Genomic DNA, 23,035 nt, shown 5'->3' with positions numbered 1-23,035 from the left:
GCACCGCCGCGGCCGCCCCTGGCGCTCCCGTCCCGGAGACGGGCAACGACGGGATCGCGCTCGAGGTGGAGATCCCGACCACGTCGACCGAGCAGCCCTCCTTCACCGTCTCGAACGCCGAGCTCCGGTGGGGCTCAACGTCGAGAGCGGCTCCGGCGCCTTCTTCGGCGGCTGCAACTTCCTGTCGGCCGGCGAGGTCGGCGACACGGGCGGCGGGCGGGTGTGGGCCGCGGCCGACGGCTTCTTCGCCACCACCGACGGCAACGTCACGATCGAGAAGCCCTACGCCACGGCCGGCGGCCTCACCGAGCGGCGCACGGTCCCGTTCTCCGACCGGTGCCTCGACCCGAGCGGCACCCCCGTGAGCTCCGCCTCTTTCGTCGGCACCGGCATCGAGGCGGTGATCGAGGGCGGGACCGGCACGGTCGACCCCGCCACCGGAAGCGCCCGCATCGAGTGGGACGGCGGCGTCACGGTGGTCTTCTACGGGGGCCTGACGTACTGGTGGTTCACCGACCCGGTGCTCGAGGTGAGCCAGGGACGCGGCACGCTGACGGCCACGGCCGGCGGCTACGGCACCGACATGGCCGACATGACGAGGTGGAGCGCGCTCCCGGCCACCCGCGTGGTGCTGGCCGACCTCCCGGCCGTCCCGCTCGGCACGCAGGGCTTCGCGACGCTGCCCAGCTACCGCGGGGTCGCGGTCACGCTGCCCGCGGGCGCGAGCGAGCAGGTGCTCGGGGCGGCGAGCTCGGGGTCCTTCCCGCAGTCCTTCGTCGACTTCCAGGCGCAGACGGGCCAGCTCGCCTACTGGTACTCCTCGGGCGGCCTGCGCGATCCGGCCAAGCCCGCGACCACCGTCTACGTCAGCTTCGACGCCGACGCCCCGATCGACGCCGGTGAGGGATCCTCGGGCGGGGTCACCCCCGACCCCGGGGCGGCGGTGACCTGCCCGACCTCGCGGGCGACGGCGGCGCCGCGACGGCGGGCGTGCCCGGCGCGGCGGGCACCGACTCCGGCAGCAGCAGCCCCACCTCCCCGACCCGGCGCGCGGGGGCCATCGCCCCGACCGCCGTCGCCCCGACGCCGTCGCTCGCCCTGCCCGGCGCGGTGACCGTCCCGCTCCCGCAGGCCGTCGCCGCCGAGACCGTGCTGCCGGGACGCAGCCTCATCCCGGCGCTCGACGACGTCGCCGGCGATCCGCGGACGCGCCTCGCCCTGGTCCTGGCCGGGGTGTTCACCCTCGGCTCGCTCGCCGTCGTCGGCTTCCCCCGCGGCTGGTTCGTCCTGCCGTTCACGCGGCGCGGCTGAGGCCGCCCCACCCCGTTCCCCGTGACGCCGCCCCGGCGTCGCGACCTCCCCTGCACGAGAACCCCGAAGGAGAACCCATGACACGCACCCCAGCTCGGCCGGGCACGACCCGGCCGGCCCTGCGCCGCCTCGGCGCCGGCCTCGCGGCCGCCGCCCTGGCGACCACCACCGCCGTCGCCCTCGCCGCCCCCGCCTCCGCGGCGGCCGCGGCCGTCGACGACGTCACCCTCACCTGGCAGCTCAACGAGGAGACGGGCGGCGGCGCCTACTTCGGTGGCTGCAACTACCTCACCGCCGGACTCGCGGGGAACACCGGATCCTCGCGGCTGTGGACCGAGGCGGACGGCTTCTACCAGGCCACCGAGGGCAACGTCTCCATCGTCAAGCCCACGGCCGACGGCGGCACCATCAGCCCGACCTGGGCCACCAAGTGCCAGAACGCGGCCGGCGGCACCGTCTCGCCCGCGGCCGGCAGCAGCACGAACAACCGCGTCGTGATCACCGGCGGTACCGGGACGGTCGACCTCGCGTCCGGCACCGCCACCGTCGCGTGGGACGGCGACGTCACGATCGTCTTCTACGGCGGCCTGACGTACTGGAGCATCAGCGACCCCGAGCTCACGGTCGCCGCCGACGGGACCGGCCAGCTCACGGGCACCGCCTCCGGCTAGGGCACGTCCATGGAGGACATGACGCAGTGGGTGCCGCTGGCGCCCGAGGAGATCGTGCTGGCCAACCTCACCGGCGTCGCGCTCACCGAGGACGGCCTCACCGTGACCCCGGACTACGCGGGGGTCGAGGTCGCCAGCGAGGGCGTCAGCCAGGTCCGGACGGCCGCCGGCTGGGGCTCGTTCCCGCAGTCGTTCGTCGACTTCAACACCAGGACCGGTCAGGCCGCGTACTGGTACTCCTCGGGCGGCGCCGCCGACCCGAAGAAGACCACGAAGCCGCTGGGCGTCGCGTGGGAGCTGCCGGACGTCGTCGAGGAGCCGACGGAGGAGCCGACCGAGGAGCCGGTCGTCGACGACGGCGAGGTCCCGGTCGTCGTCGAGGTCCCCGAGGTCACCACGCCGGAGCCCGGCGCCCTGTCCTGGACGATCAACGGCACGTCCGCCGTCAGCCTCGGACGGGCGACCGCGGGCGAGGCCGGGTTCTCCGCCTCCGGCGTGCTCCACCCGATCACGGTGACCGACACCCGCACGAGCGCGGCCGGATGGTCGCTCAGCGGCCAGGCCGCCGACTTCGCCTCGACCGCGAGCACGTTCTCGGCCGCGGCGCTCGGCTGGGCACCGTCCGCGACCGGTTCCTCCGCCGGTCTGCAGGCCGGACCGGCCGTCGTCGCCGGCACGGGCGCGGGCCTGTCCACGCAGCAGACCCTCGCCTCCGCCACGGGCGCCGGCGCGGCCGACGTCACGACGGCGCTGACGCTGCTCGCCCCGGCCGGCACACCCGCCGGCTCCTACACCTCGACCCTGACGCTGACCGCGCTGGGCTGAGGCCGCTGACGTCAGCGGGAGGTTCCCTGCGTCGACACCGCAGGGAACCTCCCGCCGACATCCTCCCGCACGCGTCACGAGAAGGACCACCGATGACCCGCCCCACCCCCGTGCTCGCCGGCCTCCTGCTCGCCGCGACGCTCCTCCTGCCCGGCGGCACCGCGCTCGCCGCGCCGGCCGCGACCGACGCCGCCGCCCAGGGTGAGCTCGCCTGGAGCGTGCGCCCGGCCGACAACGCCCAGGGCGCCGGGCGTCCCAACTTCGCCTACGAGCTGGACCCAGGGGCCGTCGTCGAGGACGCCCTCGTGGTGACCAACCTCGGGGCGGTCCCGCTCGACCTCGCCGTCTACGCGGCCGACGGCTACACGACGCCGTCGGGCCACCTCGACCTCCTGCCGGACGGCGAGACCTCCCTCGACCTGGGGGCGTGGGTCACGTCCCCGGTCACCTCGATCCACCTCGACGGTGCGCAGACCGTCGAGGTGCCCTTCACGATCACCGTCCCGGCGGACGCCTCGCCCGGCGACCACCCCGGCGGGATCGTCACCTCCTCCGTCCAGGCGGGCGACGGCGAGGTGCGCCTCGACCGTCGGCTCGGCTCCCGGATCCACGTGCGCGTGGCGGGGGAGACGACGCTGGCCGTCGAGGTGGGCGACGTCGTCACGAGCGTGACGCCGTCGCTCAACCCGCTCGAACCGCCGGCCGTCTCGGTGGCCTACACGGTCACCAACACCGGCAACGTGCGCGCCGTCGTCACCGCCGCGACGGAGGCCGGCGGCCTCGTCGGGTCGGCCCGGGCGGTGGCCGAGCGGGTCGAGCTGATGCCGGGCAGCTCCCTGCCGGTGGAGGTCGACCTGGTCACGTCGTGGCTGGTCGGCCCCGTCGACGTCGACGTCCACGTCACCCCCGAGGGGATCGACGGCGCGGTCGCCGAGGCGAGCACCGCCTCGGCCTCGGTCGTCTCCGTGCCGTGGGCGAGCCTGGCCGTCGTCGCGATCGTGGTCGCGGCCGCCGTGTTCCTCGGCGTGCGCCGGGCCCGCCGCACGGGCGCCTGAGTCTCCGCCGCGAGGCTCAGAACAGCGCGCCCTGCACCTGGTCGACGGGCACGAGCCGCTCGAGCGTGACGCCGAGTCCGGTCAGTCGCGGGACGGGCGCCCGCTCGAGCAGATCGCGCGCGAGCGGGCTCCACGTGGCCGGCTCCGCCGTCGCCTCCGGGACCCCGGTCCGCAGCACGCGCACCCGCTCACCGGTCTCGGGCGTGAGCGTGACGGCGAGCACCGAGCCGGCGAGCCCGGACCGCTCGGCGCGGTGGCAGACCCGGCCCACGCAGGTCTCGAGCAGCTCCTGCGGTGTGCGGTCGGGGCGGGCGTAGCCGGCGGTGGCGCCGCTCGCGCTGAACGAGGCGCGCCGCGTCACGGGGCGGACGACGGCGTCGTCGGTCCCCTCGCGGATCTGGAGCAGCCGGCGCGCCATCGCCGTCCCGCACGTCTGGTGCAGCTCGGCGGGCGCCACCCGGTCGACGTCGGCCAGCGTGACGACGCCGAGATCGCCCAGCCGGGCGACGGTCCGCGGCCCGATGCCCCAGATCTCCGACGGCGCGAGCGTCGACCGCAGCTCGGCCTCGCGCGCGGCGTCGATGACGTGCAGGCCGTCGGGCTTGCCGGCGCGCGAGGCGAGCTTGGCCATCAGCTTCGTCCGGCCGACCCCGACGGTGAGGGGGATGCCGAGCTCGGTCGCCGCCCGACGTCGCAGGCTGCGGGCGACGGCGACCGCCTCCTCGACGTCGGCGGCCCCGGTGTCGAGGAAGGCCTCCTCGATCGATCCGGGCTCGACGGCGGCCGCGTGCTCGTGGAAGAGGGCCAGCAGCGCGTCGCCCACCTCCTCGATCTCGGCCTGCGGCACGTCGAGCATCACCAGGCCGGGGCAGCGCGTCTGCGCCTCGTCCACGTGCATGCCGGCGCGGACCCCGCGGGCGCGGGCGGGGTAGCTCGCGCAGGCCACGACGACGTGCGCGACGACGGCGACGGGTCGGTCGATCAGCTCGGGGCGCGTGCGCAGGGCCACCGAGGCGAAGAAGGCGTCGGCGTCGGCGTGCAGCAGGGGTCCACGTGTCACGTCGTCATCGTACGCTCGTTCGAACCGATGGCCGGTACGGTCACCGTGCGGGCGCGTCGGCACCGACCTCAGCGGAGGTCGAGCCGCATCAGCACGCGCGAGAAGCCGTTGAGCACGGAGGTCGTGTCGGCGACCCACGTGAAGCCTGCCTTCTCGAAGAGCGAGCGGGTACCGACGTACGCCATCGTCAGGTCGACCTTCGCGCCGTCGTTGTCCACGGGGTAGGCCTCCACGACCGGCGCCCCGTGCTCGCGCGCCAGGTCGACCGCGCCGGCCACGAGGTCGTGCGAGATGCCGGAGCCGCGGTGCCCGGGTCGCACCCGCACGCACCACAGCGACCAGACCGGGAGGTCGTCGACGTGCGGGATCCGCCGGTTCGTCGCGAAGGACGTGCTCGCGCGCGGGTGGATCGCCGCCCACCCGACGGGCTCGTCACCGTCGTAGGCCAGCACGCCGGGCGGGACCTCCTGCCGGAGGAGACCGCGCACCCGCTCGCCGCGAGCGGGCCCCGTCAGCGAGGCGTTCTCCCTGGCCGGGACGCGGTAGCTCAGGCACCAGCACACGTTCGCGTCGGGCCGCTTCGGTCCGACCAGCGTCCGCACGTCGGCGAAGCTGGTCGCCGGGCGCACCTCGATCGTCATCGCCTCATCGTGGCAGCCGTCGCACCCGGCCGACAGTCCCCACCGTCAGCAGGCGGCCGACCACCCCCAGCGCCAGCACTCCCAGCCCGACGAGCACCGCTTCCCCCGGCAGGGTGGTGACGAGAGCCAGGCAGGCCAGCGCCCCCAGCACGGCGAACGCGCGCGGTAGGCGGCGCTCCTCGCGCGGCTGCGTGAAGGCCGCCAGGTTCGCGACGCCGTAGTAGACCAGCACGCCGAACGAGGAGAAGGCGACGAGCCCGCGCAGGTCCACCACCAGCACGGCCGCGGTCACGACGACGGCGACGGCGACCTCCCCGCGGGCGGGGACTCCGCGCGAGCTCAGGTGGGCGAGCGGGCGCGGCAGGTCGCCCTCGCGAGCCATCGCCAGGGCCGTGCGCCCCACCCCGGCCTGCAGCGCGAGCAGCGAGGCCGCGCACGCCAGCACGGCCACGGCACGGATCGCTGCCGTGCCCGGTGCGCCGATGGCCTCCTCGGCCAGGTCGGTCAGGGGTGCCGTCGTCGTCGCGAGCCCGGCCCCCAGAGATCGCTGCAGCACGAGGGCGAGCGCGGCGTAGATCACGAGGACCACGCCCAGGCTGAGGGCGACCGCTCGCGGGATCGTGCGGCGAGGGTCGCGCACCTCCTCTCCGAGCGTCGCCACCCGGGCGTAGCCGGCGAAGGCGAAGAACAGCAGCCCGGCGGCCTGCAGCACGCCCCCGGCGGTCCAACCGGCGGGCGGGACGTCGTCGGAGGGTACGTCGGCGGGCGGCAGCCCGAGCCCCACCACCACGACGGCGAGGAGCGCCGTCACTACGAGGACGGCGAGCACGCGCGCCGTCCGGGCGGTCCGCGTCACCCCGCCGAGGTTGACCAGGGCCAGGACGACGACGGCGACGGCGGCCACCCACCGTTCGTGTCCAGGAAGCGCATGGGCGCCGAGGGTCCAGGCGATCGCGGCGCAGCTCGCCGTCTTGCCGATGACGAAACCCCACCCGGCGACGAACCCGGGCCACGGGCCCAGCCGCTCTCGTCCGTACGCGTAGGCGCCGCCGGCCACGGGGGACGCCGCGGCGAGCTGCGCCGTCGCGGCGGCGTTGAGGGCTGCCACGACGGCGGCGATCGCCAGCGCCGGCACGAGGGCGTCGCCCGCCGCGGCGGCTGCCGGTCCGAAGACCGAGAAGACCCCGGCGCCGAGCATCGCCGCCAGCCCGATCGCGACGGCGTCGACCGTCCCCAGCGTCCGGCGGAGGACGCGGGCAGGTGCGATCACGGCGCCAGGGTGGCAGGTCCTGGTGTCCGGGAGGTGAACGAGGACCCGGGGTCGCCCCCGCGCACCTCGATCGACACGGTCCTCACGCCCGGACGGGCGCGCTCCCCACGAGGTGGGTCACGCGGGCCAGGTAGCGCGAGGCGATCCAGGCGCACGCGATGCCGACCGCGAATCCGCCGAGCACGTCGGTCGGATGGTGCATGCCGCGGTAGACGCGCGCGAACGCCACCGCGATCGGCACGAGGGCGCACAGCACCCAGGCCGTCCAGCGCAGGGCGGTGCTGCGCAGCCGCGACGCGCACACCGCCAGCGCGAGGTAGAACGCCGTCGACGCCCCCGTGTGGCCGCTGGGGAAGCTGGAGGTCGGGGGAGAGTGGTCGAGCTGCTCGACCTCCGGCCGCTCCCGACCCACGACGAGCGAGCTGGTGAGGAAGATCGCGGTCTGGGTCGCGAGCGAGACGGCCGGCACGATCGCGTACCACCACTCCCGCGTGATCGCCCAGAGGACGAGGACCACGACGGCGCAGGTGGCGCTGAGCACCTCCGTCGTCGCGATCCCCGACAGGACGGCGGTGATCTGGTCCCACGCGGGGGTGCGGGCCGCAGCCAGCGCCTCGTTGACGGCCGGGTCGACGGCGGGATCGATCGCCTTGACGATGAAGCCGAGGCCGACGATCACGGACCACACCACCATCGCCGGGACGATCACGGTCCGGGCGATGGTGCCGCCCACGTCGGCCGGGCTCGGGCGTGAGGCCGGGGTCGTGGTCGGCCGGGATGAGGAGGTCACGTCACTCACATCTTCGCGTAGCGCGCCCGGGCGAAGGAGTACACGCCGAACGCGGCGAACCCGATCCCCACGAGCACCACCACGACCGGCCCGCCGGGAGCCCCGAGCAGCGTCTCGACGGCGCCGTCGATGCCCTGCGCCTGGGCCGGGTCGGCGGTCGCCGCCGCGAGCACGAACAGCACGCCGACGACGGCGAGCGCCACGCCCTTGGCGATGTAGCCGATCGTGCCGAGGAGGCGGACGCCGCGGCCCAGCTCGCCGCCGGGTGTGGCCTGGAGGTCCTCGAGGAACTTCTTCTTCGCGCCCTTGTACACGTGGTAGGCGCCACCGGCCAGGATCCCCAGGCCGACCACGCCGACGAGGATCCGCCCCGCGGGGGCACCCATCAGGCCGGCGGCCAGGCCCTGGGCCTTGTCGTCCTGGGACCCGCCCGAGCTGCCGCCGGCGCCGATGACGAGCGAGCCCGCGGTGAACGCGAGGGACAGGTACAGGACCGCCTTGCCCACCGCCTTGGCGCGGTCGGAGGACTCGTGGTGCGAGGCGAGGGCGTCGGCGATCTGCCAGGCGCCGAGCCCGACGAACGCGACGACGGCGATCCACAGGACGGCGGCCCCGAACGGCGCCGCCGCGATCTGGCCGAGGGCGGCGCTCTGATCGGCCTCGCCGCCCGATCCGAGCCCGATCCGGGCGATGGTGACGCCCAGCAGCACGTGGATGAGGCCGCTGACGGCGTAGCCCGTGCGGGCCACCTTCTCCCAGACGCTGCTGACCTGCCGGCTGGAGGGTCCGCTGCTCGCGGTGGCGCTGTTCATCGGGCCACCATGGCACTCACGCTCGTCGCTGGCCAGGACCGCACCCCCCGTGGCGTCGTTCTCAGGTGCGGGCGGGCGCCGCCTCGGGATCGGCGAGCATCGGGGAGCTGACGAGCTCGTGGCGCCGCAGGTAGGTGCCCGCCACGGCCTGGATGGTCGCCGCGATCGGCAGCCCGAGGAACGCGCCGAGCGGGCCGAAGACCGCCCCGAAGCCGAGCACGACGACGAACGACACCGCCGGGTTCATCTCCAGCGCCTTCTCCGACACCTTGGGGGCCAGCCACAGGTTCTCGACCTGCTGGTAGGCCACGATGAAGGCCGCGACGACGACAGCGCGGGTCAGGTCCTGCGACGTCAGGGCGACCACGATCGGCAGGGCACCACCGAGGTAGGTGCCGATCGTCGGGATGAACTGCGAGACCAGGCCCGTGAACAGCGCGAGCGGGAGCGCGTACGGCGTGCCGAGGATGAGCAGGAAGACGGCCGTGGCGACCGTCGCGATCGCGGCGAGCACCACGCGGGTGCTGAGGAAGTCCGACACCTTCGTCTGCGTCACCTCCCACAGCCGGAGCACCTCCTGCTGCCGGCTCGGCGTGAGGTAGCGGCAGATGGTCGCCCGGAACTTCGGGCCGGCGGCGAGCAGGTAGTACGTGACGAGCATGACCGTCAGGAACGCGATGACCCCGCCCGCGATGCTCGAGCCCAGGAGCAGCGCGCCGCTCGCGACGTCGCCTCCCCACGAGCTGAGCGCCTGGTCGACGAGGTCGCCGGACTCTGGCACGGCGACGTCGAACTGGCCCTCGACCCACTCCGCGACGTTGGCGTAGGTCTGCGGCGCCGCCTCGATGAGCTGGACGAGCTGCTGCACGAACAGGTTGCCGAACAGCGCCAGCACGCCGCCGGCCACGACGATCGAGCCGAACAGCGCGGCGGAGGCGGCGGCGCCGCGCTTCCAGCCGTGCCGCACCAGCCAGAGCACCACGGGCTCCAGCGCGAGCGCGATGAACATCGCGATCAGCAGGTTGACGAAGAGGCCCTTGAGCGAGCCGAGCGCGTTCCAGGTGAAGATCGCGACGAACACGACGACGACCGTGAGCACGAGCGCGCGCAGCAGCCACCGCGGGGGGCGGTTGGCGCCCGCGTCGGAGTGGTGGGGCGGCGCGGGGGGCGCGAGACCCGTGCTCGCGGGGGCCGCCCGATCGGTGGTCGCGGCGGGGGCTGCGGCGGCGTCGTTCGTGCTCTTCTTGCGTCTCACGCGCTCATCATGCTCCCCGGCGAGGGCCGGTCGGCTCGATCGGATCCGGCACGACGGCGGCGTGTCGCCGCGGCACCTAGCGCAGCAGGCGCGACATCCGGCGGTCGGCCAGCGGCGTCCCGCCGGTCTGGCAGGTGGCGCAGTACTGCAGGCTGCGGTCGGCGAACGAGACCTCGCGCACGACGTCGCCGCACACCGGGCAGGCCTCGCCGGTGCGCCCGTGGACGGCCATCCCGCGCCGCTTGGAGTCCTTGAGCTCGGCGGCCGGCTTGCCGGCCGACTGCTCGACGGCGGAGCGCAGGATCTCGGTCGTGGCGACGGCGAGGCGGGCCACGTCCTCGTCCGTGAGCGAGGACGTGAGAGCGAACGGGGACATCCGGGCGGCGTGCAGGATCTCGTCGCTGTAGGCGTTGCCGATCCCGGCGACCAGGCTCTGGTCGCGCAGGGCACCCTTGATCTGCTGGTTGCGGCGCCGGAGCGCCTCGCCGAGGGCCTCGGGCGTCATCTCGGTGACGGGGTCGAACCCCAGCGTGGCGATCGGGGCGATCGCCGTCGGGTCGGTGACCAGGTGGACGGCGAGCCGCTTGCGGGTGCCGGCCTCGGTGAGGTCGAAGCCCGAGTCGTCGTCGAACCACACGCGCAGCGCGAGCGGTCCGGCCGCGCGTCCCATCGGACGACCCTTCGGTGTGGACGCGGGAGGCATCGACTCCCGCCAGCGCAGCCAGCCCGCCTTGGCGAGGTGGAGGACCAGGTGCAGCTCGACGTCGCTCGGGTCGAGCTCGCCGCGCGGGCCCAGGCCGATCGCGAGCCACTTGCCGTACCGCTCGACGCCGACCACCCCGCGGCCCACGACGTCGTCCAGCGGCGGGGCGAAGGTCTTCAGCGCGCCGATCTGGGCGACGTGCGCGGCCACGACCATGCGGGAGGTGGTGCGCTCCCGCAGGAAGGCACCCAGCGCGTCCACCTCGGGCAGCTCCGGCATGGGGCCATGGTGCCACGCGCCTCAGTCCTGCGGCACCGACCGCAGCAACCACCAGGCCAGCGCCGTGACGGCCGCGAGCGCGCCGACGGTGACCCAGGGAAGCACCGCCCCCGTGGACCGCACGGCGAACGCGGCCAGCGCACAGGCCTGGCCGACCCCCTGCGCGAGCAGCAGCGTCGGCGCCCGCTCGCGGAGCACCGCCAGCGCCACGATCCCGCGCAGCGGCAGCCCCTCGGCGAGCCTGGCGGCGACGATCGCGAGGTGGGTGCCGAGGACGGTCCCGGCGAGCGTGAGCGGATCGCGGGGTTCGCCCACGAGGAGCACGGTCGCCGAGACGGCCAGCAGCGCGGCGGCGCCGATCGCGCGGGGCACGGCGGCCAGCGCCACGGCCGCGAGGGCGCCGAGGACCAGGCCGGCCGTCGTCTCGCCGATCAGCGCGGTCGCCCCCAGTCCCGCCAGCAGCGCCACCAGTCGCAGCACCCACGCCCGCGTCGCGCGACCGACCTCGAGCACCACGCGCTCGCGCCGCCCGGGGAGACCGAGCGGCCCGCCTCCGCCGCTCACGCCGCCCCCCGCCGTCCGCGGGCGAGCACGTCGAGACCGACGCGCCCCGAGTCGACCCAGTCGACGACTACGACGCCAGCGAGCTCGAGCCGGCGCAGCCGCGAGGCGCGTTCGGCGAGCACGAGCCGCGCCGCGAGCACCTCAGCGGCGGGCAGATCGGCCACGTGCGGCGTCGTGAGCACATCGAGGGCGATCACCCGGTGCCCTGCGGCCGCCCACATCTCGGCGGCGGCCGCGGCGTCGCTGTCGAGGAACGTCGAGACGACGATCAGCAGCGCCCCCGTCGACACCTGCGGGGCGCGGCGGAGCCGGGGCGGCTCGCCCTCGGGGCGCGAGAGCGCGAGCGCGTGCAGGATGCGGGCGAGGTGACGTCGACCGGCGCCCGCGGGCAGCGGGCGTCGGCGGGTGCCGAGGTCGGCGAGGCCTACGCGGTCGCCCTGCTCCAGGTAGGCGCGGGCGAGCGTCGCGGCGGCCTGCCGCGCGATGTCGAGCGAGGTCGGCTCGACGGGTGAGGTCGGCGTGCCGCCGGCCCAGGTGCGGACGTCGACCCCGACGTCGTCGCGCGAGTCCAGCACGATCGTCACCACCGCCTCGGCCAGGGCCTGCGTGCGCCGGACGTAGAGCTGCGTGCCCACGCGGGGTCGGTGGTGCCGCGGCGCGCCGTCACGCGCCAGTCGATGCGTCGGAGCCTGTCGCCGGAGCGGAACGGCGCGATGTCGTGGAGGTCGTCGCCGTCGCCGCGACGCCGGGAGGTGTGCGCCCCCGTGAGCCCGACGAGCTGGTCCGGCAGCGGCAGCAGGCCGAGCCGCTCGGTGCCGGGCTCGACCACGACGCGGAGCGCCGGCACGACGGCGGGCGGCGTCTCGACGCCGTCGTCCAGCCCGGCGTGGTCGACGCGGAACAGCTCGAGCGGACCGGTGCGGGCCGAGCGCACGTCCGCCGTCGCGGTGCCGCCGGCGGCGATCAGCGCCGATGCCGAGGTGTAGCCGGGGACGGCGACGCGCAGCCGGCGGTCGCCCCCGTCGCCGGCGACGCTCAGGAGGCCGCGGTGGTGGCCGGCGGGGGCGTCGGGCAGCAGCGCCACGGCGACCGCCTGCGCGGACGCGTCCGCCCGGTCCCGACGTCGCGCGGCCATGACGACGGCGGCCACCAGCACCGGCGCGACGAGCGCGATCGCGTCCGGGCGGCCGACCACGACCCCCACGAGCGCGACGACGACCGCGACCACCACCGTTCCCGTCCAGGCGAGGGTGGGCCCCCAGCGCGTGGACGTCACGACGGGCGCGACGCCGTCGTGGCCGCCGGGCTCGCGACCTCCATCAGGAGCTGCTCGACGACGGCGCTCGGGGAGACCCCGGTGGCCCACGCCTGAGGCGTCAGCGTGAGGCGGTGCGCCAGCGCCGGGACGGCGACGGCCTTGACGTCCTCGGGCGTGACGAAGTCGCGGCCGTCGATGACGGCCAGGGCGCGCGCGACGAGCACGAGCGCCTGCGACCCCCGGGGCGACGCCCCGACCTCGACGCTCCGGTGGGCGCGGGTGGCGGCGGCCAGGTCGACGCAGTACGCCAGGACGTCGGGGTCGACGGCGACCGCCTCGACACCCGCCTGCATCCGCAGCAGCCCTGCGGCGTCGACCACCGGGCGCACGGGCGCCGCCTCCCGACGTCGCCCGAGCCGCCGCGCGAGCACGTCCGCCTCGTCGGCAGGGTCGAGGTAGCCGACGGCGAGCCGCACCATGAAGCGGTCCAGCTGCGCCTCCGGCAGCGGGTAGGTGCCCTCGTGCTCGACCGGGTTCGAGGTCGCCACGACGTGGAAGGGGGTCGGCAGCGGGTGGCTGGTGCCCTCGACCGTGACCTGGCGCTCCGCCATCGCCTCGAGCAGCGCCGACTGCGTCTTCGGCGGCGTGCGGTTGATCTCGTCCGCGAGGAACAGGCCGGTGAACACCGGGCCGGGGCGGAACTCGAACGCCGTCGTCGCCGGGTCGTACACGAGCGAGCCGGTGATGTCGCTGGGGAGGAGGTCGGGTGTGCACTGGAGGCGCTGGAAGTCCAGGCCCAACGCCGTCGCGAGGCTGCGCGCGGCGAGGGTCTTGCCGACGCCCGGCACGTCCTCGAGCAGCACGTGACCGCCGGCGAGGATCGTCGCCAGCGCCGTCCGCAGGGCCGGGGCCATACCGACGACGGCGGTGGCCACCTCCGCGAGGACGGCGGCGGCCCGGTCGGCCACCTCGGTGACGTGGGCGGCATCGGGCGCGACGCCGTCGGGAGCGTCGGTCGCGTCGGTCTCGGGCGTGGTCATCGGGGTCCTCTCGTCTGCTGGTGGAGCCGGTCGAGCTCCTCCAGGGCGGTCAGGGTGGAACGAAGGTCGGCTGGGGTGAGGCGTCCCGCGGTCAGCGGGCCGTCGCTCATCTCCCGCAGGCGGGCGAGCGTGGCGTCGGCCCCGGGCGGGGGCGGCTGGTCGAGCCGGTCGGCGACGACCCGCTCCAGGCGGTGCAGCACCTGCGCGCTGACCAGGTCGTCGGCAGGCGAGACGCCCCACGAGAGCCGGTAGACGTCGGCGCGTCGACCGGCGCGTCCCGGCGCCACCTCGCGGGGCAGCCGCGGCGACCGTCCGTCGGGCAGCACGCGGACGAGCGCGAGGGCGCCGGCGACCAGCAGCGCGACCAGCGCGGTGTCGACCGGGGCGAGCCGGGCGGCGGCCACGCACACCACGATCGCGATCGCGACGGCGAGCGCCTCCAGGGCGAGCCTGGCCCCGGGCCTCACCGGCCCTCCCAGGTCGCCTCGATGCGGTCCAGCGCGTCGGCGGCCGCGGCGACGTCGGCGTCGGTCGGTCGGTGCGAGCCGAAGCGGGCCGCGCGGTAGGTCTCGCGGAGCCGGGCGACGGCGTCGGGGTCCGCGGCGGTCCGGTCCAGCAGCGCGGTGGTGAACTCGGTCGGGGTGTCGGACGGGGAGCGGGCCGCCCCCGAGGCGGCGGCGGTCTCCTCCAGGGCGACCCAGGCGGCCACGATCGCGTCGCCCGGCGCCTCGCCCGTCCGCAGCGCCCGGCCCGCGCGCTCGAGCGCGGGGGCGAGGTCGGGGGGCTCGATGACCTCCGTGTCCTCCGCCAGGCTGGTCGCCCCGGGATCGGCGGCCTCCAGGCGCGTGGTGCGGCGGGCGGCGAGGTAGGCCCACAGCCAGCGCACCCCGAGGATCACGAGCACCACCACGAAGGCGACGGCGAGGGCCGTCAGGGCGTCCGTGACCCATTCCGGGGCGGTCGAGGTGACGGGCTCGACGGGCTCGATCGGCTCGGCGGGTTCGAGCGTCGCGCTCTCGGGCGGGGTGAGGTCCGGCGAGGGAGGGGTCCCGGGGGGTGGGGTGTCGGCGGGCGGTGGGTCGGCGTCCCACGTCCCGCGCAGCCCCGCCCCGAGGACGGCGAGCAGGAGGACGCCGCCGGCGAGCGCCCCGGGCAGGAACGCACGGCTCGGGGCCCGTCCGGGCCCGAGCGCACCGCGGTCCGCACCGCGGTCCGCCGCGGTGCGCCTCGCCTCGCGTCCCGCCACGCGTCAGCTCCGGCGGTGGTGCAGCACTCGCCAGCGGGTCCCGGTGCTCGACGTGCGCCAGCCGGCGACGTCCTCGGGCGTGTCCTGCACCCAGCCCGCGTCGATCGCCGGCGCCGGCGTGAGCACGTCGCCCGTCGGCTCCGGCACGTCGATCTCGCTCACGACGAGGAGGTCGGCCACGGCCATCCCCGCGGCGTAGACCTGGCCGCCGCCCATGATCCAGACCTGCGGCTCGTCCGCCAGCAGGGTCAGGGCCTCCTCCAGGCTGCCGACGACCTCGCCGCCGGGGGCCTCGAACGTGCCGTCCCTGGTGAGGACGACGGAGCGCGAGTGCGGCATCGGCCGCATCGCCGGCGGCATGGAGTCCCAGGTCGCGCGGCCCATGACCACGGCGTGGCCGCGAACCGTGGCGCGGAAGTGGGCGAAGTCCTCGGGGACGTCCCAGGGAAGATCACCGTCGCTGGCGATCGTGCCGCCGGGCGTCTGGGCCCACACCATGCCGATCATCGGTCAGACCGCGATCGGGGCCGGAAGCGCGGCGTGGTGGGTGTAGTCGACGATCTCGACGTCCTCGAACGTGTAGTCCAGGATCGAGGCAGCCTTGCGCAGCCGGAGCGTCGGGAAGGCGTAGGCCTCGCGAGTCAGCTGCTCGCTCACCTGCTCGACGTGGTTGTCGTAGACGTGGCAGTCCCCGCCGGTCCACACGAAGTCGCCGACCTCGAGGCCGACCTGCTGCGCCACCATGTGGGTCAGCAGCGCGTAGCTGGCGATGTTGAACGGGACGCCGAGGAACATGTCGGCGCTGCGCTGGTAGAGCTGGCAGGAGAGCCGGCCGTCCGCCACGTAGAACTGGAAGAACGCGTGACAGGGCGCCAGCGCCATGTCGTCGATCGCGGCCACGTTCCAGGCGGAGACGATGTGGCGGCGGCTGTCGGGGTTGCTGCGCAGGTCGGCCACCACCTTGGTGATCTGGTCGATGTGGCCGCCGTCCGGCGTCGGCCAGGAGCGCCACTGGACGCCGTAGACCGGGCCCAGCTCGCCGTCGTCGTCGGCCCACGCGTTCCAGATCCGGACGCCGTTCTCCTGCAGGTAGGCGACGTTGCTGTCGCCGCGCAGGAACCACAGCAGCTCGTGCACGACGGACTTAACATGCACCCGCTTCGTGGTGACCAGGGGGAAGCCCCGCGAGAGGTCGTAGCGCAGCTGGCGCCCGAACACGCTGCGGGTGCCGGTCCCGGTGCGGTCGCCCTTGACGGCGCCGGTGGCGAGGACGTCGGCGAGCAGCTGCTCGTAGGAGGTGTCGGTCACGCTGTCAGTCTAGGCAGGCTCACGACGGCGGCGGCCGGCTCGGCCGGACGTCCGCGCCTCAGGCCTCGGTCGTGATCGCGAGGTCGACGCTCGCACCCTCCTCGAGGGTGCGCGAGACGGTGCAGAGCTTCTCGACGGCCTTGTGCGCGGCGGTGAGGAGGTGCTCGCGGTGACCGGGGTCGAGCTCGGTGGTGTCGACGACGAGCTCGACGGCGAGCCGCTCGTACCGGTTCCCCTCGCCCTTGTGGCGGGTGACGCCCACGGTGATCGCGACGTCGTCGCCCAGCTCGGCGGCGAGGCGGGAGTCGGCGCTCATCCCGGTGCAGCCGGCCAGGGCGATCGCCAGCAGCTCGCCGGGGGAGAAGACGCCGGGCGTCCCCTCGGGGCCGATCCGGACGCTTGCTCCGCCCGCGTTGTGGCCCGTGTAGGTCCGCGTGCCGGTCCGCTCGACCCAGAGCGGGTCGGGGGCGGTGGGGGCGTCGCCGGCACCGCTGTCGGGAGCGGCGGGCGTGGACGGCGTCGGTGAGGTCATGCGGCCATCCTGGCACCGGGCGCGTGCGTGCGCCCAGGAACGCCCGCTCGGTTCACTCCCGCTCGGCTCACTCCAGCGGTTCACTCCACCTGCTCGCTGCGCCGCTCGAGCACCACGAGGTCGCGCCAGACCCCGGCCATCGGGCCGTGCGTCATCTTGCCGACCCGCTCGCGGGTGCCGAGCATGCGGAACCCGAGCGAGGAGTGCAGCGCGATGCTCGCCTCGTTCTCGGGGAAGACCGAGGACTGCAGGGTCCAGAACCCGGCGCGCTCGCTCTCCTCGACGAGGTTCGTCAGCAGGGCGCGCCCCACGCCCTGCTGGCGGTGGTCCGGGTGGACGTAGATCGAGACCTCGATGACGCCGACGAACACCAGCCGACGCGAGTGCGGGGCGCACGCGAGCCAGCCGATGACGCGACCGGCCCCGTCCAGCGCGACCGTGCGCAGGAGCGGGAGCTTGTCGCCGTCGAACTTCGACCAGGTGGGCGGCGTGTCGGAGAAGGTCGCGTGGCCTCCGGCGATCCCGGCGGCGTAGATCGCATGGACCTGCTCCCAGTGGGTGGCGTTCAGCGGGGCGAGGCGAACACCCTCGGCGGTGGCGGGCATGGCTCGATCGTGGCGGGTTCGGGTGTCCTCAGCGAACCGCTGGAGTTACGTTTGCGTGACACGGGTGTCGGTGCGTGTCGGTCCTGGCATCACGACGGCAACGCGGACGCGGCGGCGGACGGTGCCGGCCGGCGGGCTGCACGCCGTCGGAACTGCGCCGGGGTCTCCCCGGACAGCCGGGCGAACTGGCGCGAGAACGCCGCCTGGTCGTAGAAGCCGGTGAGCGCGGCGACCTCGGCCAGCGGCGTCGTCGTGGTCGTCAGCAGGTGGGCGGCGCGGTCGATGCGCGAGCGCAGGACCAGCTGGGACGTGCTCAGGCCGGTGAGGCGGCGGATCCGTCGGGACAGGACGGCGGGCGTGGTCCCGGCCAGCGTCGCCAGCTCGGCCGGCGTAGGGGCGGGGGAGGTCTCGTCGTCGAGCCGCTCCAGCACCTGGGCGAGCAGCGGGAACGACGCCGTGTCGCGCGCGTCGTCGACGTCCTGCGACAGCGACACGAGTCCGACGACCGCGTCGCCCGAGCGCACCGGGAGCTTCGTCGTCAGGTGCCAGCGGGGCTGGCCCGCGAGGGAGCGGATGAGCTCCAGCTCGTGCCGGAGCTCGGCGCCGGCGAGCACGCGCCGGTCCTGCTCGGTGTAGCGCTGGGCGAGGTCGGGCACGAAGAGGTCCTCGGCGCGACGGCCCAGCACCGCGCGGCGCGAGGTCTCGCCGGCGCGGCGCACGAAGGTCGGGTTCACCGCGACGTAGCGGCCGCGGGAGTCCTTCGCGCAGAACATGGTGGCGCTCAGGCCGTCCAGCAGCGCGAGCAGCGCGGGGGCGAGCGCATCGTTCTCGAGCGCGGCGTCCTCGGTCATCGGCCCATTGTCGCGGACGGTGCGCTCCGCCGTCGCTCCGGGACAAGACGGCGGGGCACCGGCGGCGCGAGACTGGCCCCATGACGACGGCGCCGATCTCGCAGACCATTCCCGACGTCCTCGTGACCGAGGCGATCGAGCTGGCTGCGCGGTGGGCCGCCGCCCCCGCCGACGCCGCGGAGAACGCCGCGTCGCACCGGCTCGGCCAGCTCGTCGCCGACCGGACCGGCCTCGACCTCGCGGTCGCGTTCGTCGATAAGGTGGCGCGGCCCGAGGACACCGCGGTCGCCGCGCGCGAGCTGGCCGCGCTGCCCGCGCGGGCCGCCGCCTCCTTCCTGACACCGAGCGACCGGCTGCTGCTCGGCGTCGGGCAGCGCGTGGCGCGACTGGTGCCGTCGGTCGTGGTCCCGCTCGCGCGCCTGCGGCTGCGTCAGCTCGTGGGCCACCTCGTCGTCGACGCCGACGACGCCGCCCTCACGCGTCATCTCGCCCGGTCCCGCGCCGACGGCTACCGCCTCAACATCAACCTGCTCGGCGAGGCGGTGCTGGGGGAGCGCGAGGCCGCCTCGCGCGTGGACCGCACGATCGCGCTCGTGCAGCGCGACGACGTCGACTACGTCTCGATCAAGGTCTCCTCGCTCGTGTCGCAGATCTCCACGTGGGACACCCCGGGGACGGTCGCGCGCGTGCTGGAGCGGCTGCGACCGCTGTACCGGGCGGCGCTCGCCCGCGGGGCGTTCGTCAACCTCGACATGGAGGAGTACCGCGACCTCGACCTCACGATGGAGGTCTTCACGACGCTGCTGTCCGAGCCGGAGTTCGCCGGGCTCGAGGCGGGCATCGTGCTGCAGGCCTACCTGCCCGACGCGCCCGCCGCGCTCGAGCAGCTGATCGAGTTCGCGACGGCGCGGGTCGCCGCCGGTGGTGCACGGATCAAGGTCCGGCTCGTCAAGGGCGCGAACCTCGCGATGGAGAAGGTCGAGTCGCAGCTGCACGGCTGGGACGCCGCGACCCACGAGACCAAGGCCGACACCGACGCGACCTACGTGCGGATGATGGAGCGCGCGCTGCGGCCCGAGGTCGCCGGGGCGCTGCGGCTCGGCGTCGCCGGGCACAACCTCTACCACCTGGCGCTCGCGCACCTCCTGGCGGAGCAGCGCGGCGTGAGCGAGGCGATGGACGTCGAGATGCTGCAGGGCATGGCGCCGGCCCAGGCCAGGGCGGTCCGCGAGACGGTCGGCGCGGTCCTGCTGTACACGCCCGTCGTGGCGCGCGCGGACTTCGACGTCGCGGTCTCCTACCTCGTGCGACGGCTCGAGGAGAACGCGGCCCCCGAGAACTACCTGCACCAGAGCACCGCCGAGGGTGGGCAGGACGAGGCGCGCGAGCGGTTCGTGGCGTCCGTCCGGGAGGCCGGGACGGTGACGACGACCCCGCGCCGGCGCGGCGAGCCGCTCGTCCGGGTCGGCGACGAGGCGCTCGCGTTCGTCAACGCGCCCGACGCCGATCCCGCGGTGAGCGAGGTGCGCGAGGCCGCGAGGGCGGCGCTCGCGATCGACGCGCGGCCGGATCTCGCGCCGACGGCGGCGACGCTGAGGACGACGGCGGAGGTCGACACCGTCGTCGAGTGCGCCGTCGCGCTGTCCGCGGGGTGGGCCGGGGTTCCGGCGCGCGAGCGGGCGACCGTGCTCGCCGACGTCGCGAACCGGCTCGAGGCCGCGCGCTGGGAGCTGCTGGCCGTGATGGCGCACGAGGCGGGCAAGACCGCGGGCGAGGCCGACCCCGAGATCAGCGAGGCGATCGACTTCGCGCGCTGGTACGCGGGTTCGGCCGTCGCGCTGGAGACGACGGGCGGTGACGAGCTCCGGTTCGCGCCGGTGGGCGTGACCCTGGTGACGCCGCCGTGGAACTTCCCCGTGGCGATCGCCGCGGGAGGGGTGCTGGCCGCGCTGGCCGCGGGCTCCGCCGTCGTGATGAAGCCGTCGCCGCTGGCCCAGCGGTGCGGCGAGGCCGTGGCCGGGCACGTGCGCGACGCGCTCGCCGCCGCCGGGTACGACGCCGATCTCGTGCAGGTGGTGCAGGTGCCGGAGAACGAGGTGGGGCAGCACCTGGTGGCGCACGACGGCGTCGACCAGGTGGTGCTGACGGGGTCGTCGGACACGGCGCGGCTGTTCGCCCGGTGGCGGGTCGGACGGGCGGGCGCGGGAGCGGGTGCGGGCGCGGGGGGTCCGCGGGTGTTCGCGGAGACGTCAGGCAAGAACAGCCTGATCGTGACGCCGAGCGCCGATCTGGACCTCGCCGTCGCCGACGTCGTGCGGTCCGCCTTCGGGCACGCGGGTCAGAAGTGCTCCGCCGCCTCGCTGGTGATCCTCGTGGGGTCGGTCGGATCCTCACGACGGTTCCACGACCAGCTCGTCGACGCCGTGAGCTCGCTCCGCGTCGGGGTCCCGAGCGATCTGGGGACCGGCATGGGTCCCGTGATCGAGGAGCCGAGCGGCAAGCTGCTGAGGGCGATGACGCAGCTGGAGCCGGGGGAGTCGTGGGCGCTGGAGCCGCAGCGGGTCGCGCCGCCGACCGGTGGCGAGGCGTGGGACGGGCGGCTGTGGACGCCGGGCGTGCGTGCGGGCGTGCAGCCGTGGTCGTGGTTCCACCTGACGGAGTGCTTCGGGCCCGTGCTCGGGGTGATGCGCGCCGACACGCTCGAGCAGGCGATCGAGTGGCAGAACGCCGTGCCGTTCGGGCTGACGGGCGGGCTGCACTCGCTCGACCCCGACGAGATCGACCTCTGGCTGGAGCGCGTCGAGGTCGGGAACGCGTACGTGAACCGGCACATCACCGGGGCCGTGGTGCAGCGGCAGCCGTTCGGCGGCTGGAAGGGCTCGGTCATGGGGCCCGGAGCGAAGGCGGGAGGGCCGAGCTACGTCGCGCAGCTGGGGCGGTGGGTGCCGGCGGACGACGGGCGCGAGGCCGAGGTCGCGGCGGAGCGGGCGGAGCTCGACGACGCCGCGATCGACCTGTCGGCGATCGGCCGGGCCGACGACGCCTGGGCCGAGGTCGCCCTCGCGGGGACCGACGCGTCCGGGCTGCCGGCCGAGGAGAACACGCTGCGGTACCGGCCGGTGCCGTCCGTGACCGTGCGGGTGGCGGCGGGGGCGTCGCGCTGGGACGTCCTGCGGGTGCTCAACGCGGCGACCGGGACGCTGGCGATCGACGACGTCGCGGTGTCCGTCGCACCCGGTGCCGGGGGCGAGCCCGCGACGTTCCTGCCGTGGCTCGTGGAGACCGACGCCGAGTTCGCGGTGCGCGTGGCACGGGGCGACGTCGAGCGGGTCCGCTGGGTGGGCGCTGCCGGTTCTGGGGCGGAGGCCGGGGCGCCGGTCGAGCTGTGGGAGGCGGCCGTGATCGCGGGCGCCACGCTGCTGGACGCGCCGGTCGTGACGACCTCCGCCGTCGAGCTGCTCACGCTCGTCCGTGAGCAGGCCATCTCCCGGACGCGGCACCGCTTCGGACACCTGACGGACTGACGCCGGGCACCGGCGCCCAGCGCCCCATCGGCGAGGGGCTTGCGCACCGTCGGCGAGGGGCTTGCGCACGGTCGGCGAGGGGCTTGCGCACGGCTTACCCCCAGAGCGTCCTGAAGCTGTCCCGCGAGTCGGACGGAGGGCACGAGTCGCTGCCGCCGAGATCCACAGGGTTATCCACCGCCGAAACCTGTATCCACAGATTGCGCCAAACCTCTTCCCATCGCACCCAGACAGCGTAAACTGTACGCATGTTCGAGAACGGATCCGGAGCAACCCCCACCACCACCGTGTGGGGTCTCGGATTCACGCCCACCGAGGACCCCGACACCATCCGTGACCGCCTCGGACTCACCCAGCCCGACGACGGAGGCCCGCCCACGGAGGTCATCCGGCGTCTGCTGCAGCTGTCGGACTTCACCCACCTCATGTCCCTGGACCCCGGCGAGCTGTTGGAGGCCGCGGCGGCATTCGCTGCCATCGCCGGGTGGGCCGAAGCCGGACTCCGCGCCACCGCCACCCGCCTGCACACCCGCCACGGCATCCTGGACTCCGGCCCCACCCCGGCCGACGTCCCCGGCGCGCCCGCACGGGTCGAGCGTGGTGGCCCCGCCGCTGACGAGCTCGCCATGCGACTCGGACTCAGCCGGCAACGAGCCGCCCGACTGGTCGGAGAAGGACACCTGCTGGAGAGCACCCTCCACCCCGTCGGGACCGCCCTGGCCGCCGGCCACATCGACGCCGGGAAGGCCGCGATCTTCGCCGACCTGCTCGCCACCCAGGAACCGGCCGTCTGCTTCGCCGTCACCGACCAGGTCCTGCCCGCAGCCCCCGGACTTCCCCACCACGCCCTGAAGAAGCGGATCCAGGCCGTCCTGATCCAGACCGACCCCACCACCGCCCACCACCGCGCCCTCCAGGCAGCCACCCGGCGGAGGGTCGAGCACCCGCGGCTCCTGCCCGACGGCCAAGCCTGCCTGCGCGTCATCGCCCCCGCCCTGGACATCGCCGCCATCTACACCGCGGCTGAGGCAGCAGCGAAAGCAGCCCGCGCCGCCGGCGACCCCCGCACCCTGGACCAGCTCCGCGCCGACGCCCTCACCACCCTGGCCACCACCGCCCTCAACAACGGCACCCTCACATCCGTCCCGGATGCCACACCCTCCTCACCACCGACGGCACCACAGCCACCAGCACCAGCACCAGCACCGGCACCGGCACCGGCACCGGCACCAGTGCGGGCATCGGTTCGAGGACCGGCAGCGGCACCGCGATCGTCGGCGTTGGCGTTGGCGACGCCACGATCCGATCAGAGCCGGGAACCAACCCCGTGACGTCCTTCGACGACCTCATCGAGCTGGCGAAACGCGAGCATCACGCAGCCGAGAACGACCCCAGCCCGCTCGCCCAGGTCCGCCGCACCCTCGACGCCGCAATC

25 protein-coding genes are annotated in these 23,035 nt (G+C 75.0%); 7 read left to right on the top strand and 18 right to left on the bottom strand.

Features of this window, described 5'->3' with window-relative positions; genetic code table 11:
- Positions 1 to 127: 127 nt before the first annotated feature.
- From C8046_RS06075 to C8046_RS06055, 5 genes are all read left to right on the top strand, one after another.
- Positions 128 to 1,114: an HtaA domain-containing protein gene (locus C8046_RS06075; RefSeq protein WP_109228678.1), complete on the top strand. Its 987-nt coding sequence runs from the start codon at positions 128 to 130 to the stop codon at positions 1,112 to 1,114.
- Positions 1,111 to 1,311 (top strand): hypothetical protein, encoded by a 201-nt coding sequence (locus C8046_RS06070; RefSeq protein ID WP_109228677.1) that lies wholly within the window; start codon positions 1,111 to 1,113, stop codon positions 1,309 to 1,311. The genes C8046_RS06075 and C8046_RS06070 overlap by 4 nt, the downstream gene beginning before the upstream one ends.
- A gap of 77 nt (positions 1,312 to 1,388) precedes the next feature.
- The gene (locus C8046_RS06065; RefSeq protein WP_109228676.1) at positions 1,389 to 1,982 is read left to right on the top strand and encodes a hypothetical protein; all 594 of its coding nucleotides are present in this window, start codon (positions 1,389 to 1,391) and stop codon (positions 1,980 to 1,982) included.
- Positions 1,983 to 1,991: 9 nt separating this feature from the next.
- Positions 1,992 to 2,807 (top strand): hypothetical protein, encoded by an 816-nt coding sequence (locus C8046_RS06060; protein WP_109228675.1) that lies wholly within the window; start codon positions 1,992 to 1,994, stop codon positions 2,805 to 2,807.
- A gap of 92 nt (positions 2,808 to 2,899) precedes the next feature.
- The gene (locus tag C8046_RS06055; protein WP_109228674.1) at positions 2,900 to 3,862 is read left to right on the top strand and encodes a DUF916 domain-containing protein; all 963 of its coding nucleotides are present in this window, start codon (positions 2,900 to 2,902) and stop codon (positions 3,860 to 3,862) included.
- Between the two features lie 16 nt (positions 3,863 to 3,878).
- On the opposite strand, the gene C8046_RS06050 is transcribed toward C8046_RS06055, so the two are convergent.
- The 18 genes from C8046_RS06050 to C8046_RS05965 form a co-directional block, all read right to left on the bottom strand.
- Entirely contained in the window at positions 3,879 to 4,922 is a 1,044-nt protein-coding gene (locus C8046_RS06050) for a DNA polymerase IV (protein WP_158277140.1), read from the bottom strand.
- Positions 4,923 to 4,990: 68 nt separating this feature from the next.
- On the bottom strand, positions 4,991 to 5,563 hold the full coding sequence (locus tag C8046_RS06045; protein WP_109228672.1) for a GNAT family N-acetyltransferase: 573 nt from the start codon (positions 5,561 to 5,563) through the stop codon (positions 4,991 to 4,993).
- A gap of 4 nt (positions 5,564 to 5,567) precedes the next feature.
- Positions 5,568 to 6,833 (bottom strand): APC family permease, encoded by a 1,266-nt coding sequence (locus C8046_RS06040; RefSeq protein ID WP_328587581.1) that lies wholly within the window; start codon positions 6,831 to 6,833, stop codon positions 5,568 to 5,570.
- An 82-nt stretch (positions 6,834 to 6,915) separates the two neighbouring features.
- The gene (locus C8046_RS06035) at positions 6,916 to 7,623 is read right to left on the bottom strand and encodes a phosphatase PAP2 family protein (RefSeq protein ID WP_235866152.1); all 708 of its coding nucleotides are present in this window, start codon (positions 7,621 to 7,623) and stop codon (positions 6,916 to 6,918) included.
- A gap of 5 nt (positions 7,624 to 7,628) precedes the next feature.
- The gene (locus tag C8046_RS06030) at positions 7,629 to 8,435 is read right to left on the bottom strand and encodes a DUF1206 domain-containing protein (RefSeq protein ID WP_109228671.1); all 807 of its coding nucleotides are present in this window, start codon (positions 8,433 to 8,435) and stop codon (positions 7,629 to 7,631) included.
- Between the two features lie 61 nt (positions 8,436 to 8,496).
- Positions 8,497 to 9,690 (bottom strand): AI-2E family transporter, encoded by a 1,194-nt coding sequence (locus tag C8046_RS06025; RefSeq protein ID WP_109228670.1) that lies wholly within the window; start codon positions 9,688 to 9,690, stop codon positions 8,497 to 8,499.
- A 76-nt stretch (positions 9,691 to 9,766) separates the two neighbouring features.
- Positions 9,767 to 10,672: a DNA-formamidopyrimidine glycosylase family protein gene (locus C8046_RS06020; protein ID WP_109228669.1), complete on the bottom strand. Its 906-nt coding sequence runs from the start codon at positions 10,670 to 10,672 to the stop codon at positions 9,767 to 9,769.
- A 21-nt stretch (positions 10,673 to 10,693) separates the two neighbouring features.
- Complete coding sequence (locus C8046_RS06015) at positions 10,694 to 11,236, bottom strand: hypothetical protein (RefSeq protein WP_109228668.1); 543 nt, start codon at positions 11,234 to 11,236, stop codon at positions 10,694 to 10,696.
- Positions 11,233 to 11,871, bottom strand: a complete 639-nt coding sequence (locus C8046_RS06010; protein WP_109228667.1) for a DUF58 domain-containing protein — start codon at positions 11,869 to 11,871, stop codon at positions 11,233 to 11,235. Before C8046_RS06010 ends, C8046_RS06015 begins: the two co-directional genes overlap by 4 nt.
- Positions 11,817 to 12,512, bottom strand: a complete 696-nt coding sequence (locus C8046_RS06005; protein ID WP_109228666.1) for a DUF58 domain-containing protein — start codon at positions 12,510 to 12,512, stop codon at positions 11,817 to 11,819. The genes C8046_RS06010 and C8046_RS06005 overlap by 55 nt, the downstream gene beginning before the upstream one ends.
- Positions 12,509 to 13,534 (bottom strand): AAA family ATPase, encoded by a 1,026-nt coding sequence (locus C8046_RS06000; protein WP_109228665.1) that lies wholly within the window; start codon positions 13,532 to 13,534, stop codon positions 12,509 to 12,511. The genes C8046_RS06005 and C8046_RS06000 overlap by 4 nt, the downstream gene beginning before the upstream one ends.
- On the bottom strand, positions 13,531 to 14,001 hold the full coding sequence (locus C8046_RS05995; protein ID WP_109228664.1) for a hypothetical protein: 471 nt from the start codon (positions 13,999 to 14,001) through the stop codon (positions 13,531 to 13,533). Before C8046_RS05995 ends, C8046_RS06000 begins: the two co-directional genes overlap by 4 nt.
- Positions 13,998 to 14,780 (bottom strand): DUF4129 domain-containing protein, encoded by a 783-nt coding sequence (locus tag C8046_RS05990; RefSeq protein WP_109228663.1) that lies wholly within the window; start codon positions 14,778 to 14,780, stop codon positions 13,998 to 14,000. The genes C8046_RS05995 and C8046_RS05990 overlap by 4 nt, the downstream gene beginning before the upstream one ends.
- Before the next feature lie 3 nt (positions 14,781 to 14,783).
- Positions 14,784 to 15,278, bottom strand: a complete 495-nt coding sequence (locus tag C8046_RS05985) for a dihydrofolate reductase (protein WP_235866150.1) — start codon at positions 15,276 to 15,278, stop codon at positions 14,784 to 14,786.
- A gap of 12 nt (positions 15,279 to 15,290) precedes the next feature.
- Entirely contained in the window at positions 15,291 to 16,088 is a 798-nt protein-coding gene (locus C8046_RS05980) for a thymidylate synthase (RefSeq protein WP_109228661.1), read from the bottom strand.
- 58 nt (positions 16,089 to 16,146) lie between these two features.
- Positions 16,147 to 16,620 (bottom strand): OsmC family protein, encoded by a 474-nt coding sequence (locus C8046_RS05975; RefSeq protein WP_109228660.1) that lies wholly within the window; start codon positions 16,618 to 16,620, stop codon positions 16,147 to 16,149.
- An 80-nt stretch (positions 16,621 to 16,700) separates the two neighbouring features.
- Entirely contained in the window at positions 16,701 to 17,225 is a 525-nt protein-coding gene (locus C8046_RS05970; protein ID WP_109228659.1) for a GNAT family N-acetyltransferase, read from the bottom strand.
- Positions 17,226 to 17,314: 89 nt separating this feature from the next.
- Entirely contained in the window at positions 17,315 to 18,076 is a 762-nt protein-coding gene (locus C8046_RS05965; protein ID WP_109228658.1) for a helix-turn-helix domain-containing protein, read from the bottom strand.
- Positions 18,077 to 18,156: 80 nt separating this feature from the next.
- On the opposite strand from C8046_RS05965, the gene C8046_RS05960 reads away from it, so the two are divergent.
- Both C8046_RS05960 and C8046_RS05955 read left to right on the top strand, forming a co-directional pair.
- Positions 18,157 to 21,600, top strand: coding sequence for a bifunctional proline dehydrogenase/L-glutamate gamma-semialdehyde dehydrogenase (locus C8046_RS05960; RefSeq protein ID WP_109228657.1), 3,444 nt, complete (start codon positions 18,157 to 18,159; stop codon positions 21,598 to 21,600).
- Positions 21,601 to 21,848: 248 nt separating this feature from the next.
- Positions 21,849 to 22,931, top strand: a complete 1,083-nt coding sequence (locus tag C8046_RS05955) for a DUF222 domain-containing protein (RefSeq protein WP_109228656.1) — start codon at positions 21,849 to 21,851, stop codon at positions 22,929 to 22,931.
- Positions 22,932 to 23,035 lie beyond the last annotated feature (104 nt).

The sequence above is a fragment of the Serinibacter arcticus genome (genome assembly GCF_003121705.1).
Lineage (GTDB): Bacteria > Actinomycetota > Actinomycetes > Actinomycetales > Beutenbergiaceae > Litorihabitans.
The sequence above is the reverse complement of the archived record's forward strand: the minus strand, read 5'-3'. Positions and strand labels throughout refer to the sequence as shown.

Bases quoted from the DNA above. Each gene is read 5' to 3' on its own strand.
- C8046_RS06065 (WP_109228676.1), top strand. From the start codon at position 1,389: ATGACACGCACCCCAGCTCGGCCGGGCACGACCCGGCCGGCCCTGCGC.
- C8046_RS06060 (WP_109228675.1), top strand. From the start codon at position 1,992: ATGGAGGACATGACGCAGTGGGTGCCGCTGGCGCCCGAGGAGATCGTG.
- C8046_RS06055 (WP_109228674.1), top strand. From the start codon at position 2,900: ATGACCCGCCCCACCCCCGTGCTCGCCGGCCTCCTGCTCGCCGCGACG.
- C8046_RS06045 (WP_109228672.1), bottom strand. From the start codon at position 5,563: ATGACGATCGAGGTGCGCCCGGCGACCAGCTTCGCCGACGTGCGGACG.
- C8046_RS06030 (WP_109228671.1), bottom strand. From the start codon at position 8,435: ATGAACAGCGCCACCGCGAGCAGCGGACCCTCCAGCCGGCAGGTCAGC.
- C8046_RS06020 (WP_109228669.1), bottom strand. From the start codon at position 10,672: ATGCCGGAGCTGCCCGAGGTGGACGCGCTGGGTGCCTTCCTGCGGGAG.
- C8046_RS06000 (WP_109228665.1), bottom strand. From the start codon at position 13,534: ATGACCACGCCCGAGACCGACGCGACCGACGCTCCCGACGGCGTCGCG.
- C8046_RS05985 (WP_235866150.1), bottom strand. From the start codon at position 15,278: ATGGTGTGGGCCCAGACGCCCGGCGGCACGATCGCCAGCGACGGTGAT.
- C8046_RS05975 (WP_109228660.1), bottom strand. From the start codon at position 16,620: ATGACCTCACCGACGCCGTCCACGCCCGCCGCTCCCGACAGCGGTGCC.
- C8046_RS05970 (WP_109228659.1), bottom strand. From the start codon at position 17,225: ATGCCCGCCACCGCCGAGGGTGTTCGCCTCGCCCCGCTGAACGCCACC.
- C8046_RS05965 (WP_109228658.1), bottom strand. From the start codon at position 18,076: ATGACCGAGGACGCCGCGCTCGAGAACGATGCGCTCGCCCCCGCGCTG.
- C8046_RS05960 (WP_109228657.1), top strand. From the start codon at position 18,157: ATGACGACGGCGCCGATCTCGCAGACCATTCCCGACGTCCTCGTGACC.
- C8046_RS05955 (WP_109228656.1), top strand. From the start codon at position 21,849: ATGTTCGAGAACGGATCCGGAGCAACCCCCACCACCACCGTGTGGGGT.